17 protein-coding genes are annotated in these 13,819 nt (G+C 48.2%); all 17 read left to right on the top strand.

Features of this window, described 5'->3' with window-relative positions:
• Positions 1-3: 3 nt before the first annotated feature.
• The 17 genes from flgC to MKY82_RS21760 all read left to right on the top strand — a co-directional run bounded on the left by flgC (position 4) and on the right by MKY82_RS21760 (position 13,816).
• Positions 4-453 carry a flagellar basal body rod protein FlgC gene (gene flgC, locus MKY82_RS21840; RefSeq protein WP_194543577.1) on the top strand — a complete coding sequence of 150 codons (450 nt, stop codon included), beginning with the start codon at positions 4-6 and terminating at the stop codon, positions 451-453.
• A 45-nt stretch (positions 454-498) separates the two neighbouring features.
• The gene (gene fliE, locus MKY82_RS21835) at positions 499-807 is read left to right on the top strand and encodes a flagellar hook-basal body complex protein FliE (RefSeq protein WP_071220077.1); all 309 of its coding nucleotides are present in this window, start codon (positions 499-501) and stop codon (positions 805-807) included.
• 34 nt (positions 808-841) lie between these two features.
• The gene (fliF, locus tag MKY82_RS21830; protein WP_194543576.1) at positions 842-2,422 is read left to right on the top strand and encodes a flagellar basal-body MS-ring/collar protein FliF; all 1,581 of its coding nucleotides are present in this window, start codon (positions 842-844) and stop codon (positions 2,420-2,422) included.
• A gap of 11 nt (positions 2,423-2,433) precedes the next feature.
• Positions 2,434-3,450, top strand: a complete 1,017-nt coding sequence (gene fliG / locus MKY82_RS21825) for a flagellar motor switch protein FliG (RefSeq protein ID WP_071220479.1) — start codon at positions 2,434-2,436, stop codon at positions 3,448-3,450.
• Positions 3,443-4,297, top strand: coding sequence for a FliH/SctL family protein (locus MKY82_RS21820; RefSeq protein WP_194543575.1), 855 nt, complete (start codon positions 3,443-3,445; stop codon positions 4,295-4,297). The genes fliG and MKY82_RS21820 overlap by 8 nt, the downstream gene beginning before the upstream one ends.
• Entirely contained in the window at positions 4,281-5,600 is a 1,320-nt protein-coding gene (fliI, locus tag MKY82_RS21815; RefSeq protein ID WP_194543574.1) for a flagellar protein export ATPase FliI, read from the top strand. Before MKY82_RS21820 ends, fliI begins: the two co-directional genes overlap by 17 nt.
• 8 nt (positions 5,601-5,608) lie before the next feature.
• Positions 5,609-6,052, top strand: coding sequence for a flagellar export protein FliJ (fliJ, locus tag MKY82_RS21810; protein WP_100538075.1), 444 nt, complete (start codon positions 5,609-5,611; stop codon positions 6,050-6,052).
• Between the two features lie 39 nt (positions 6,053-6,091).
• Positions 6,092-7,024, top strand: coding sequence for a kinesin (locus MKY82_RS21805; RefSeq protein ID WP_194543573.1), 933 nt, complete (start codon positions 6,092-6,094; stop codon positions 7,022-7,024).
• Positions 7,025-7,071: 47 nt separating this feature from the next.
• On the top strand, positions 7,072-8,415 hold the full coding sequence (locus tag MKY82_RS21800; RefSeq protein ID WP_339294316.1) for a flagellar hook-length control protein FliK: 1,344 nt from the start codon (positions 7,072-7,074) through the stop codon (positions 8,413-8,415).
• 20 nt (positions 8,416-8,435) lie between these two features.
• Positions 8,436-9,119 (top strand): flagellar hook capping FlgD N-terminal domain-containing protein, encoded by a 684-nt coding sequence (locus tag MKY82_RS21795; protein ID WP_339294315.1) that lies wholly within the window; start codon positions 8,436-8,438, stop codon positions 9,117-9,119.
• Positions 9,116-9,502 (top strand): TIGR02530 family flagellar biosynthesis protein, encoded by a 387-nt coding sequence (locus tag MKY82_RS21790; protein ID WP_339218332.1) that lies wholly within the window; start codon positions 9,116-9,118, stop codon positions 9,500-9,502. The genes MKY82_RS21795 and MKY82_RS21790 overlap by 4 nt, the downstream gene beginning before the upstream one ends.
• Positions 9,503-9,576: 74 nt before the next feature.
• The gene (locus tag MKY82_RS21785) at positions 9,577-10,401 is read left to right on the top strand and encodes a flagellar hook-basal body complex protein (protein WP_339218331.1); all 825 of its coding nucleotides are present in this window, start codon (positions 9,577-9,579) and stop codon (positions 10,399-10,401) included.
• 51 nt (positions 10,402-10,452) lie between these two features.
• On the top strand, positions 10,453-10,677 hold the full coding sequence (locus tag MKY82_RS21780; RefSeq protein WP_009594749.1) for a flagellar FlbD family protein: 225 nt from the start codon (positions 10,453-10,455) through the stop codon (positions 10,675-10,677).
• On the top strand, positions 10,674-11,138 hold the full coding sequence (locus MKY82_RS21775; protein WP_194543569.1) for a flagellar basal body-associated FliL family protein: 465 nt from the start codon (positions 10,674-10,676) through the stop codon (positions 11,136-11,138). Before MKY82_RS21780 ends, MKY82_RS21775 begins: the two co-directional genes overlap by 4 nt.
• A 35-nt stretch (positions 11,139-11,173) precedes the next feature.
• Positions 11,174-12,172, top strand: a complete 999-nt coding sequence (gene fliM, locus MKY82_RS21770) for a flagellar motor switch protein FliM (RefSeq protein WP_071220088.1) — start codon at positions 11,174-11,176, stop codon at positions 12,170-12,172.
• Positions 12,162-13,421 (top strand): flagellar motor switch phosphatase FliY, encoded by a 1,260-nt coding sequence (gene fliY / locus MKY82_RS21765; protein ID WP_194543568.1) that lies wholly within the window; start codon positions 12,162-12,164, stop codon positions 13,419-13,421. The genes fliM and fliY overlap by 11 nt, the downstream gene beginning before the upstream one ends.
• A 29-nt stretch (positions 13,422-13,450) precedes the next feature.
• Complete coding sequence (locus tag MKY82_RS21760) at positions 13,451-13,816, top strand: response regulator (RefSeq protein ID WP_006211317.1); 366 nt, start codon at positions 13,451-13,453, stop codon at positions 13,814-13,816.
• Positions 13,817-13,819 lie beyond the last annotated feature (3 nt).

Raw genomic sequence — 13,819 nt, 5'->3', positions numbered from 1 at the left:
TTCATGAATATTAGCAATAGCTTCGGTATTAATGCATCAGCTCTAACAGCACAACGGCTTCGAATGGATGTCATCTCCTCCAACATAGCCAATGCGGAAACCACTCGCGCGCGAATCGAGAACGGCCAAGCCGTTCCGTATCGTCGAAAAACGGTTGTTTTACAACCGCAGCAGGAATCATTTGAAGGACTTCTTAGAGCTCAGATGAATGGTCAGAATGCGGGACAAGGGGTAAAGGTTGCGCAGGTACGGGAAGATCAAACCCCGCTGAAACAGGTATATAACCCTACACATCCTGATGCGAATGCGGAAGGCTATGTCTTTATGCCTAACGTGGACATTACGAAGGAAATGGTGGATATGATAGCAGCTACCCGTTCGTACGAAGCTAATGTTACGGCGATCAATGCTTCGAAAGCGATGATTATGAAGGCGCTGGAGATCGGTAGATAACAAGTGAAAAATACATAAGCCCATATTGTAGGAGGAGAGAGAGAAATGATTCAAAATGCAATGTTCAGTGTTCAGGGCGTGCAGCCGCTTCAACTGCAGGAGCAAGTGAAAAATGGAGCGACTCCATCCGAATCGATTCGCGATTTTGGCTCTTACCTGAATGAAGCACTGAACTCTGTGGCATCACAGGAACAAAATGCACATGTTATGAGCGATAAATTAATGATTGGACAAGTAAACGTAGATCAGGCGATGATATCCGCCCAACAGGCTCTGTTGAGCATTCAGCTCACAACACAGGTCCGAAACAAAGTGGTAGAAGCCTATCAAGAGATCATGCGCACGCAAATCTAAATGTTTCTAGCAAAGTTTCGGATGGGGTGACAATGTGAACGAGAGAATTACCCAGTATCGGGAGAGAATGACCCAGTATTGGAACCAATTCAGCAACAAACAAAAAATAATGTTAATCGCTACAATAGCATTTGTTTTGATTGCTCTAATCGTACTAACGATGCAGTTCTCCAAGACGAAGTACGAAGTAGCATTCCGGGATTTAAATTCCAGCGACGCTGCAGGAATCATCAGCCACCTGGAGACCCAAGGGATTTCCTACAAGCTGAGCGAGGATGGCAGAAGCATCCTGGTTCCGAGTACGAGCGCAGCTAAAGTCCAGATTGATGTAGGGTCGCAAGGACTTGTACAGAATGGTACGATCGGATTCGAAACCTTCGAGAAGAACGCATCAGCCATCGGGATGACAGATAACGAATTCGAAGTGAAATATGTAAATGCACTGAATGGCGAAGTGGAACGACTGCTTGAGAAGATGCAGGGCGTCCAGGATGCAACGGTATTGTTGAATTTGCCAAAAGAAAGTGTATTTGCAAAAAACGGAAACGAAGATCAAGCCAGCGCCTCCGTAGTTGTGCAATTCAAACCAGGCTATCGGCCTAATCAAGAAGTCATAGACGGGTATTATAACCTCGTGAAGACGGCCATTCCGAACTTACCGGTTGAGAACATTACAATCACCAATGACGAAGTCGAGCTGCTCGCAACAGCTAAAGGCGGTCAAGGTGGATTGATGGGTAAGGTGGAAGAAAACTTCGCGCTTCAGAAAAAATTCGAAAGCGACGTTAGGCAAAATGTTCAGCAGTTTCTCTCGCAGTACATGGGATCGAATAAAGTCAATGTTCTGGTCGCTTCCAAACTGAACTTTGATCAGGTGCAGAGCAAGGAAAACATCGTAACCCCTGTTGATGAAGAAGAAATGAAGGGGATTGAGCTCAGTGTTCAGGAGATCCAGAAGAACTATTCGGGAACCAGTAGTCCAACCGGCGGAGTAGCCGGCGTAGGCGAAGAAGCTGTTCCGGGATATCCAAGCGATTCTGGAAGCGGGGAAACGAACTCGGAAGAGCTCTCCAAAACCGTTAACTATGAAGTTAACCGGATTACGAAGGATATCATAGCAAGTCCATATACTGTTAAAGATTTAACCATTAATGTCTCGGTTGAACCACCTGCCGGTCAACAAACTTTGGATGACGCGACAAGAACGGCAATACAGAACATTCTGGTTAATATCGTGCGTGCATCGCTCTCGGATACAGGCTCTACTTATACAGACGCTGATTTGTCCAAAAAAGTTTCGGTTATTTCACAGGTATTTAATGTAAATGCGGATGAAAATCCGAAAACCGTTCTTTCACAGCCTGTATTATGGGGGATTGGTATCGCTGCGTTGGCGTTAATTGCTGGAGGAACCTATTTCATAATCCGCAGACGCAGAAAGCAGCAGGAAGAATTTGAAGATGATATTCAGCTTCCCCCAGTTACGGAATTCCCATCGATTAATCTCGAAAGTATAACCAATGAAAGCCAGGTTCGTAAACAGCTCGAAACCTTGGCGAAGAAGAAGCCAGATGAATTCGTGAATTTACTTCGCACATGGCTAGCTGAGGAATAGAGGTGGAAGCATTGGCTAAGGGAAATAACCAAATGTTAAGCGGACGTCAAAAAGCGGCTATACTGCTCATTACACTTGGCCCGGAAGTGTCTGCTCAAATATTTAAACATCTTCGAGATGAAGAAATTGAACAATTGACGCTGGAGATTGCGAATGTTCGTAAAGTCGACAGTGATGAAAAAGATAGCATTATTCAGGAATTCCATCAAATTTGCCTGGCCCAGGAATACATCTCGCAAGGCGGTATTAATTACGCTAAAGAGATTTTGGAGAAGGCGCTTGGACAGCAAAAAGCGATGGAAGTGATCAACAGACTGACAGCAACGCTTCAAGTAAGACCGTTTGACTTTGCCCGCAAAGCGGACCCAAGCCAAATTCTGAACTTTATCCAGAACGAAAATGCACAGACCATTGCACTCGTCTTGTCGTATCTTCAATACGAGCAGGCATCCGCAATCCTATCTTCACTTCCGCAAGAGAAGCAGGCCGAAGTAGCGCGTAGGGTTGCAGTCATGGACAGTACTTCACCAGAAGTCATCGCCCAGGTTGAACGCGTGCTGGAACAGAAGCTGTCGGCGACGGTTACTCAGGATTACACGAGTGCGGGTGGCATTGAATCCATCGTTCAAATTCTGAACGGTGTGGATCGCGGTACGGAACGAACGATCCTCGATTCCCTGGAAATCCAGGATCCCGAGCTCGCCGAAGAAATCAAGAAGCGGATGTTCGTATTCGAGGATATCGTCAACGTGGACAACCGTTCGATCCAGCGTATTATCCGCGATGTCGAGAACGCCGATCTTCAGCTTGCACTCAAGGTGGCAAGCGAAGAAGTACGGGACGTCATTTTCCGCAACATGTCCAAGCGCATGGCCGAAACCTTCCGCGAAGAGATGGAATACATGGGACCGGTGCGGCTGCGTGATGTGGAGGAAGCTCAGACTCGGATTGTAAGCACGATCCGAAGACTCGAAGAAGCGGGCGAGGTCATTATTGCCCGTGGTGGAGGAGATGACATCATTGTCTAACTTGATCAAATCGTCCCACTATAAACCGATGGATGTGTTGAAAGAGTTGGATCTTGCTCGTCGTTACGCTTCGCCAACCGAGGAAACGGTAGAGGAATATACTCCACCGACTGCCGAGCCGGCTGCCGTACAAACACTGGCTGAAGCCGAACGTTTAAAGCATGAGATGCTAAAAGATGCTCAGGAGTTTGCCGAACGACAAATCCGCGAAGCTTCGGAAGAGGCGGAACGGCTGTTGGCCGAAGCGCAGCAGCAGATTGAAGCGTGGTGGACCGACAGAAGGCTTCAGGACGAGGATTTGTCCGAAACGCTGAAGATGGAAGGCTTTAATCAAGGATATGCCGAAGGTTCAGCCAAGGCAGAGCTTGAGATGAAGGAATTGATGGAGCAAGCGACATTACAGGCGAGTGAATTGCTTCAGCTTGCCCATCAAGCCAAGGATGATCTAATTCAGGAAGCGGAGCCTTTTTTGGTGGAGCTCAGCTGCAGCATCGCGGAGAAAGTACTGGATCGTCAGCTGACGATCGAACCTGATTTCACGCTGGAGCTGATTCGAAAGAATCTGGCACGCAAGCGGGAAAAAGGAGTCATCTCCCTCTGCGTAGCTCCTGAACAATTCGAATTTGTATACGCGGCACGGGAAGAGCTCGGATTATCGATCGACTCTCAGGCAGAACTTCAAATTTTGCCGGATTCCACGGTTAAGGATCGCGGCTGCGTGATCAGGTCTTCTTTCGGAAGCGTGGATGCCCGGATCGATACACAGCTATCCGAGATCAAAAAAGAGCTCGTGCGGTTCGCTCTTGATGACGAGGAACGGAGAAATCAAGATGAAGAAGCTGAATAGCGCGCGGTACATGGATCATCTGAAGCATCTGGACCCCGTTCGCATCAATGGTAAAGTTACACAGGTAATCGGACTGATGGTGGAGTCCGAAGGGCCGGATGCAAGCATCGGCGATGTTTGTTATATCTATCCCACGAAGCAAACCAAGCCGCTCAAGGCGGAGGTCGTGGGTTTCAGAGACAATAAGGTGTTGCTGATGCCTCTCGGCGAGCTTCACTCCATTGGTCCTGGCTGTGATGTAGTCGGTACCGGCAAACCACTGAGCGTGCAAGTGGGTTCGGAACTGCTTGGCAAAGTGCTCGACGGATTGGGACAACCGCTGGACGGATCTATCATTCCGGCGCGCATGCCGCACTATTCAACCCATAACGTTCCACAGAACCCGCTTAATAGGCCGAGGGTTCAGGAGCCGATCAGCATCGGCGTCCGCGCGATTGACGGATTGCTCTCCATCGGCAAAGGCCAGCGGGTCGGTATATTCGCCGGATCCGGTGTCGGGAAGAGTACCCTGATGGGAATGATCGCGAGAAACACTTCTGCCGATGTCAATGTCATAGCTTTGATCGGGGAACGTGGACGCGAAGTGCTGGATTTCATAGAACGGGATTTGGGTCCCGAAGGGTTAAAACGGTCCGTCGTAATTGTTGCGACCTCGGATCAACCGGCACTCATCCGCATTAAAGGGGCCTTGATCGCTACAACGATCGCCGAGTATTTCAGGGATCGCGGCCTGAATGTGATGCTGATGATGGATTCCGTTACCCGCTATGCGATGGCACAGCGAGAAGTAGGACTAGCCGTAGGAGAGCCGCCGGCCATGCGCGGTTATACTCCGTCTGTATTTGCCAGTCTGCCGAAGCTTCTGGAACGAGCAGGCACAGGGCCAACGGGCTCGATTACAGCCTTTTATACGGTGTTGGTAGATGGTGATGATATGAACGAACCGATCGCGGATGCGGTCAGAGGCATACTTGATGGTCACATCGTTCTAAACCGGAATATCGCAAATAAAGGGCATTTTCCGGCCATCGATGTGCTGGCTAGCATTAGCCGGGTGATGAAAGATATATCTCCAGAAGAACAAATCGATGCTTCCGAGAACGTAAAGCGACTGATGGCGATATATAAGGACTCGGAGGATTTGATCAATATCGGGGCGTATCAACAGGGCTCGAATGCCGATATCGATGAATCGATTGAATATATCGGGCGAATATGGGATTTCACGAAGCAAAAAGTGAATGAGAAGACAACATTGAATGAGGTTCAGGAACGTTTGATTTCCGAGTTTTCAAGGAGATGACTTGAAGAATGAAATTTCATTATGCATTCCAGAAAATCGTAGACCTGAAAAGCAACGAGAAAACGCAAGCCGAATGGATGCTGTCAAGCGCCATCGGGAAGCTGCAGGCGGAGGAGAAAAGTCTGAATGAGCTGTATGAGATGCGGGATCAAATGTATCACGCTCAGCAGGAGGCTGCATCACGGTGCGTGCCGGTCGCTGAGATCCGAAACATTCAGGTATACGCAGAGCACTTGGAAGAATGCATTGAGCGTAAGCGGGATGACATACGGATCGCTCATGTCAATGTAACCAAGAAACAGAAGGTATTGTCCGACAAAATGCTAGACGAAAAAGTGTGGCTGAAAGCAAGAGATAAATCCCAAGAAAAGTTCCGGCATGAAAGTCTCCTTCGGGAACAAAACGAGCTGGACGAAATGGCGACGGTACGTTTTGCGATCAAAGCCCGATAAGGTTTGCAAACACCGAAGGGTTATGACCGCGAAGGAGGAATGAGAGTGGCACGAAAAGACATGCCGCTTGATAAGGAAGAATCAGGCGGAGGATTTGAACGGATACTGTTGATTTTGGTACCTGCTATATTCACGATTGTACTGCTCGGGGCGCTTGCCGTATTTTTTAGAGCCGATGTGCGGGATGGACTCATCGATGTAGCCAATAAAATTCCGGTCGTCAAGAACTGGGTCCCGGATCCGGTGCTGACCCCGGAAGAACAGAAACTCAAAGAAGCGAAGCAGCAGGAAGAAAGCGCGGAAGCAACGATTGTTGAACTTAAGAAGCAGCTTGCCGAACGCGAAGAAACATTAAATGAAGTAACGGAGCAAAAAACAGCGCAGGAAAACAAGGTGAAAGAGCTGGAAACCCAAATTGATTCGATGCAGAGTACATCGACAAGCGGTGAGACCGAAGAGGAAGACGCGTATACCAAGCAAATTCGCGAACTGTCCAAGCTCTACGCAGACATGAGTCCAAGCAAAGCGGCACCGATCATGCAAAACCTTACGCTGGAAGAAATGGTGCTTATGCTTAGTCAGATGAAGAGCAGCAATCGGGTTGCCATTCTGCAAAAAATGGATCCCAAAACGGCCGCGGATGCAACCATGATGCTTAAAGATGCCGAGACTTCTGAAGATATGGCCATCGCGGCACTGCAATCCAGGCTCAAGAAGAATGATACAGAGGCGGCCCAGAAGAAGACATCCGACAATCTGGATAAAAACCAGTTGAATCAGACCTTTGCCGGAATGACACCCGCCAACGCTGCCGAACTGCTGATGCAAACGTATAAGATCAGCCCTGCTAAGACCATGACCATTCTAAATACAGTGGATGATGCAACGCGTTCACGGATTTTAAATGCGATGTCCTCGAAAGATGCGGAGCTGGCAGCAAAGATATTGAATCGCCTGATGGGCTCTAAATAAGCTCTGAAATGAATCTCCATCCCCAGGAAGGGAGGTGAAATAAGACGATGACAATAACGGTACAAAATATGTCTTCATCCGTAAGCAGTCCCTCGGGAAGCGGAAAGGCAAGCGCGGCGGGTCAGTCGACAGCGGGTGTTTCCTTTGATGCGACACTGGCTTACCAGATGAATAGCAGCGGGAACAGCGCTTCAACAACATCGACGGAAGTCGCTGCCAAGCTGGAATCCTTGCTAACGCAGTATTCTTCGGAAACCGATGGATCGCTTGAAGGCTTGATGGAATTGCTTCAAGGTTTGCTGCAGGAGCTGGACACCATGGACCAGGCATTGATGGAGGATCCAGCCCTATTGCAAGAGCTGCAGAACTGGCTCACGCAAGCGAATGTTATGCTGAGCGGAGCTGCTTCCCAGGCACAAGAGAACGCGGGTGGGAATGAGATGTCTCCATTGGCTTCCAGACCGGAGACTATTCGATTCGCGGTACAGGATACGATCAGTCAGCTGGCATCGATGCTTTCCAAATCTGGTCAGGTGGATCTAAATACCGAAGCTGCTGTAAAACAGCTTGTCCAATCATTCCATGGTTTGCTTGTTCAAGGAACTGGGACTGGCGAGACTAAAGCAAGCGGCAGCTTTGATCATATCCTTGCTCAAAAACAGCCGGATGCCGCTCAGCCTACTGTATCCACGAATACTTCAGGACAGTCGGCTTCATCTCAAACAACGGGACAGGCGAATGCCAAGTGGTCATCGCTGACGACGAGCACTCAAGTAGAGGGTACAGCATCTGAGTTCATGATGAATGAAGGAGTTTCGCTGTTGGAGCAAGGAACGGTCACGGCCGGACAACTAGCCCTGCGTTCAGGAACGCAAGTTGCAGTAAAACCTGCAGCTCCGCCGGTACCTGTTGAGAATTTCTCAAGCGAAATGACTTCTTTCATTATTAATAAGCTTGAAATCGTGAAACAAACCGGTTTTACGGAAGCGAGAATCTCCTTGAATCCGGAACATCTGGGTCAAGTAGATATCAAACTTACGATGCAGAATGGCCAATTAATCGCCCAGTTCATGACGCGGTCGACAGATGCTAAAGAGCTGATTGACCAGCAAATGGCACAGCTTCGCAGCGCATTGATTGCACAAGGACTGCAGATCGAGAAAATTGAAGTTACACAGAGCAGCCAGCCTTCCAATGCGAATCTTTATCAAGACGGCCGTCAGCCTGGATCAGGCCAGCAGCAGTCACAGCATCGCTCGAAGGAGAAGGACAGACCATCCGATGATGCCGTGCTGGCAGCAAATCTGACAGAAGAACTAAACGATTGGATTGCCGAGCACCAAGCCGACGATGAACGGGTACAAGCAGGAACATTTACCGCTAAAGCCTAACAGTGAGGAGGTGAGCTTGGATGGCAACAAATCCGGTGTCTACGAATAATATGTGGCCCAATTATGCTAAAGGGAATGTCAGCAGTAAAAGCGGGAATGGCCAGGAGCTTGGAAAGGATCAGTTCTTGAGCATCCTGATTACGCAATTAAGGCATCAGGATCCGCTTCAGCCAATGCAGGACCGGGAATTTATTGCCCAAATGGCCCAGTTTACTTCCCTGGAGCAGCTGATGAATATCAATACTCAATTAACGGCAATGAGTCAGTCTTTAGGTGCTGCTTCAAGTTTGATCGGTAAACAGATCAGCTGGATGTTCAAGCTCGAGGATGGTTCGGATTCCGTCATGAAGAGCGGTATCGTAGATTCCATCATTGTTCGTGAAGGCGTACATTATGCCAAAGTCGGCGACAGTGAAGTATCGCTTGACCAGATCGTGAAAATCGAGAACGCCGTAACCGAGAATGATCCAGAAGCGTTGATTTCTGGTCCTGCAGTACCTGATACAAATAATCGAAGTCCGATTGATCCTGACACAACGAATCCGGGTCCTTCCGTACCTGACGCAAGCAGTCCAGGTCCGACAGAACCTGAAATAACAAATCCCGATCCTTCCGTACCCGAAACAGGCAATCCCGAGCCGTCAGCTCCTGAGGCCGTAGATCCTGGACAAGGGGGAGAAGAGCCTGGGGGAGTAGCGCCATGAGTGACCGCATGATGATAGGGCATTTATACCCTGGAAAAATACATCCCGCGGCACTTCATAATGAGCGTAAAACGCAAGCTCAAGCTAACCCGCCAGCTGGGACGTTTCAGGAACTTTTAAATGAGAATCTGCTTAAAATCAGCAATCATGCGGCAAAGAGACTTCAGCAGCGCGGCATTGAATTAAAGGGTGATCAGCTTGCGCAGATCCAGAGCGCGGTGGATAAAGCTGCGGCGAAGGGGAGCAAGGAGTCACTCATTCTGATGAAGGATATGGCTCTCATCGTGAATATTCCGAATCGGACCGTAGTCACTGCAATGGATGGCAACGCGATGAAGGATAACGTATTTACGCAAATAGATAGTGCAGTAATTATTTCATAAATCTGGCTGGCCCGCGAGGAAGCCAGGCGGCCGCTGATCGACAGAAGCGGTCCATAACTGAAGGAGGAAAATCGATGTTAAGATCCATGTATTCCGGTATTTCCGGAATGAGAGGTTTCCAAACCAAGCTTGATGTTATTGGTAATAACATTGCCAACGTAAATACAGTTGGGTTTAAAGCGGGACGTGTGATGTTTAAAGACGTACTAAGTCAAACGATGTCCGGTGTTACCCCGGGAACCGACGATCCATCCGGTGGTGTAAACGCGAAGCAGGTCGGTCTTGGTGTATCGATCGGTTCGATTGATACCATGCATACCCCAGGCAGCGCGATGATGTCTCCGAATCCAACGGACTTGAGAATCGACGGAGACGGTTTTTTCATGGTGAAGCTTAGCGAGGATCAAGATGTGCCTTTCTTGACCCGAGCTGGAGACTTCCATATAGACGTAGCGCGTAACCTGGTAACTTCGGATGGTATGCTCGTTCTTGATGCAAATGGTGATCCTATCCAGTTGGGCGATGATGTAACAGCATTCACGATTGCGCAAAACGGCGCCATTATTCAGAAGATGAGTGACGGATCAACGGAAGAGGGAGCCATCATCGGCATTGCGAAAGTACCGAATCCGGAAGGTCTTGAGAAAATCGGCGGCAATATGTATCGCGTTACGCTTAATGCAGTCCCTGATGGTGATCTGGATGCTGTCATGTTCGAAGGGAACAATGCTGAAGAAGGAACCGGTGCGATTATTGCCGGTCAGCTCGAAATGTCCAACGTTGATCTGACAGGTGAATTTTCGGAAATGATCGTCGCTCAGCGCGGCTTCCAAGCCAACTCCCGGATTATCACGACTTCGGACGAAGTGCTTCAAGAAGTTGTCAATCTGAAACGATAAGGATGGATAGGGAGGGGCAATCCCCTCCCTGATTAAACAAGGAGGCTGTCCATGATATCGGTAACGAGGTTAAACGGTTCGCAGCTGTGGCTTAACGCGCTGTTGATAGAAATGGTTGAGGAGACTCCTGACACCTACATTACTTTGATTAATGGAAAACGCATGATTGTGCTTGAAAGTGCAAATGAAATCATCGCTTCCGTTAAGGCGTATCATCACGAGGTAGGCATTCATCAAGCTACCATTAAAGTGCAGCAATTGGAGGAACCTTCATGAAAAAGATGCTCCCCTGGTTAATTACGATCCTGTTATCCATTACGCTGATTGTTCTGGCGATCTTCCTATTGTCGGATAAATTGCTTGGCGATAACGGTAAAAGTCAGGCTTCAGCCAATGCAGCGGCTTTACCTAAGTTTTCTGCCGATGAGATCGTGGCGATGACATCGGAAATCGCCGGGATCAAGACGAATTTAGCCGAACCAAACTATATCGCCCAGATGTCCTTTGCTTTTCAGCTGAATGACAAAAAAGCAAAGGAAGAATTCGAAAAAATCAAGAATATCAAGATTAAACCGATTATTATCAAGACGTTGGCCGATACGAAGCCCGAATTACTGAATGATTCGAAGGGGCGCGAACAATTTAACGCTAAGCTGGTGAATCTGGTTAATAAGTCGTTAACGTCTGGACGTTTAATTCAAATTGAAATGACAGATGTTATCGTCACTGAAATCTAGACTGTTCGTCGGACGACCTGTAAGGGGGTGAGTAGATGGTTGATGTTTTATCGCAGAATGAGATCGACGCCTTATTGGCCGCTCTCTCTTCAGGGGAAATGGATGCTGAAGAACTGAAAAAAGAGGAAACGCAAAAGAAAATTCGTTCTTATGATTTTAAGAGGGCACTCCGGTTTTCCAAGGATCATATTCGGAGCTTAACCCGCATTCACGAGAACTTTGCACGATATTTGACCACATATTTCTCAGCGCAATTACGCACTTTTGTGCAAATTAACGTGGTGCAGGTTGAACAGCTTCCATATGATGAATTTATTCGCTCCATACCCAAAATGACAGTTCTCAATATATTCGAGGCGGAACCGCTTGTCGGGCGCATGGTGCTCGAGGTCCATCCAAACATTGCTTACGCGATGCTGGACCGTTTGCTGGGAGGAACAGGCATTGCTCCTACTTCCATCAGCTCGATGACCGAAATCGAGACGATCATCATGGAACGCATTTTCAGCCGGGCATTCGACAGTCTGCAGGAAGCATGGAAAACGGTGCTGGACATCTCACCGCGGCTTGAAGCATTGGAAACGAATCCGCAATTTATGCAGATTGTTTCTCCAAACGAAACCATTGCGCTAATTTCCCTTAGCACCAAAATCGGCGATACCACGGGGATGATTAATCTGTGTATCCCGCACGTGGTGCTGGAACCGATCATGTCCAAGCTATCGGCGCATCAATGGTTTATCTCGGAGAAAAAAGCGAGTGTTCCAGAGGAAGTAGATGCTCTTAAGCAGCGTGTAAGTAAGGCCAAGCTTCCGATTGTTGCCGAGCTGGGCGTTTCACAGCTCACCGTGTCCGAATTTTTAGGACTGAGCGTCGGCGACGTCATCTCATTAAACAAGCCGATGCATGATGGACTTTCCATTAAGGTTGGGGACAGATTAAAGTTTATTGGCAGTCCCGGAACGATAAAAGACCGGGTTGCTGTACAAATCGATGAAATTGTCATCGAAGGAGCTGAAGAATTTGACGAGTAAAGACTATTTATCCCAGGAAGAAATCGACGCTTTGTTAAAACAGTCGGAAATGGCATCACCAGCATCAATTCCTTCGGCGGCGACTGTCGATGATGTATTAACACCTTTAGAGCAGGACGCGCTCGGCGAGATTGGTAACATTACCTTTGGCAGTGCTGCAACCGCCCTGTCTACCTTGCTGGGCAAAAAAGTGGATATAACAACACCCAAAGTGTCGATCATTAAGCGAAGCGAGTTTGAGGAAGAATTTCCGAAGCCGCATGTAGCGGTACATGTTACTTATGTAGATGGTTTTGAAGGAATTAACTCTCTAGTCATTAAAACACGCGATGCTCAGGTCATTGCTGATCTGATGTTAGGCGGGGAAGGCAACCCCGTGGAAGAGGAACTGAACGAGATTCATATCAGTGCCGTTCAGGAAGCGATGAACCAGATGATGGGCTCTTCCGCAACGAGCATGTCGACGATTTTTAACCGGTTTGTCAATATATCGCCGCCAGGCATTGACATTCTGAACATGGCAAAAGGTGAAGGGGTTAACAACCTTCCGCCGGATGAAACACTGATTAAGATTTCATTCCGATTAATTATCGGTGACCTTATTGATTCAACCATTATGCAGCTGCTTCCCGTTCATTTTTCCAAGGATATGGTTCACATGCTTATCAACGGAACGGAAGAGCCTCAGCCTGCGAAGCAGGAAGCCGCGCCGGCGGTGGAAGCACCTGTCAGTACCCAGGAACCGGCTCAAGCACCGGCTAACCCTGTGAATGGCAATGATATGGGCCAAGGATACGACTACGGACAAGGCTACGGCCAGCCAATGCAGGGACAGGGAGGGCCGATCCCGCAATCCATGCCATATGGACAGCCGCAGATGCCTTACCAAGCGCAGCCGCAGCAATATGGCGGCATGCCGAATCGCAATGTGAATGTACAGCCCGTACAGTTTGCTAATCTGCAATCTGCGCCGTACACCCAGGTGGATGAAAACAATCTGAACTTACTGATGGACATTCCCCTTAAAGTCACCGTAGAATTAGGGAGGACTCAAAAGCAAATTAAGGATATCCTGGAAATGTCGCAAGGTTCGATCATCGAGCTGGACAAGCTTGCCGGTGAGCCTGTAGACATCCTTGTCAATCATAAGCTGATTGCCAAGGGCGAGGTCGTTGTCATCGATGAGAACTTTGGTGTACGCGTGACGGATATCGTGAGCCAATGGGACCGGATTCAAAAATTACAATAGCACAAACATTTTAGGGAGGATTTTTATCAATGGCTAACCGAATTCTGATTGTGGACGATGCTGCATTTATGAGAATGATGATCCGTGACATATTGGTCAAAAACGGATTCGAGGTTGTGGGAGAAGCACAGGACGGTGCGCAAGCAATCGAGAAATTTAAAGAACTTCGTCCAGATCTGATTACGATGGATATTACGATGCCGGAAATGGATGGTATCGCAGCGCTGAAAGAGATTAAAAAAGTCGATGCGAATGCAAAAGTGATTATGTGCTCTGCCATGGGCCAACAGGCGATGGTTATTGATGCGATCCAAGCTGGAGCCAAGGACTTTATCGTTAAACCGTTCCAATCGGACAGAGTCATTGAAGCCATCAATAAGACGCTTGGCGTATAAGGG

It is taken from the genome of Paenibacillus sp. FSL W7-1279, assembly GCF_037969845.1.
GTDB lineage: Bacteria > Bacillota > Bacilli > Paenibacillales > Paenibacillaceae > Paenibacillus_AQ.
This window is presented reverse-complemented; position numbering and strand designations above follow the sequence as displayed.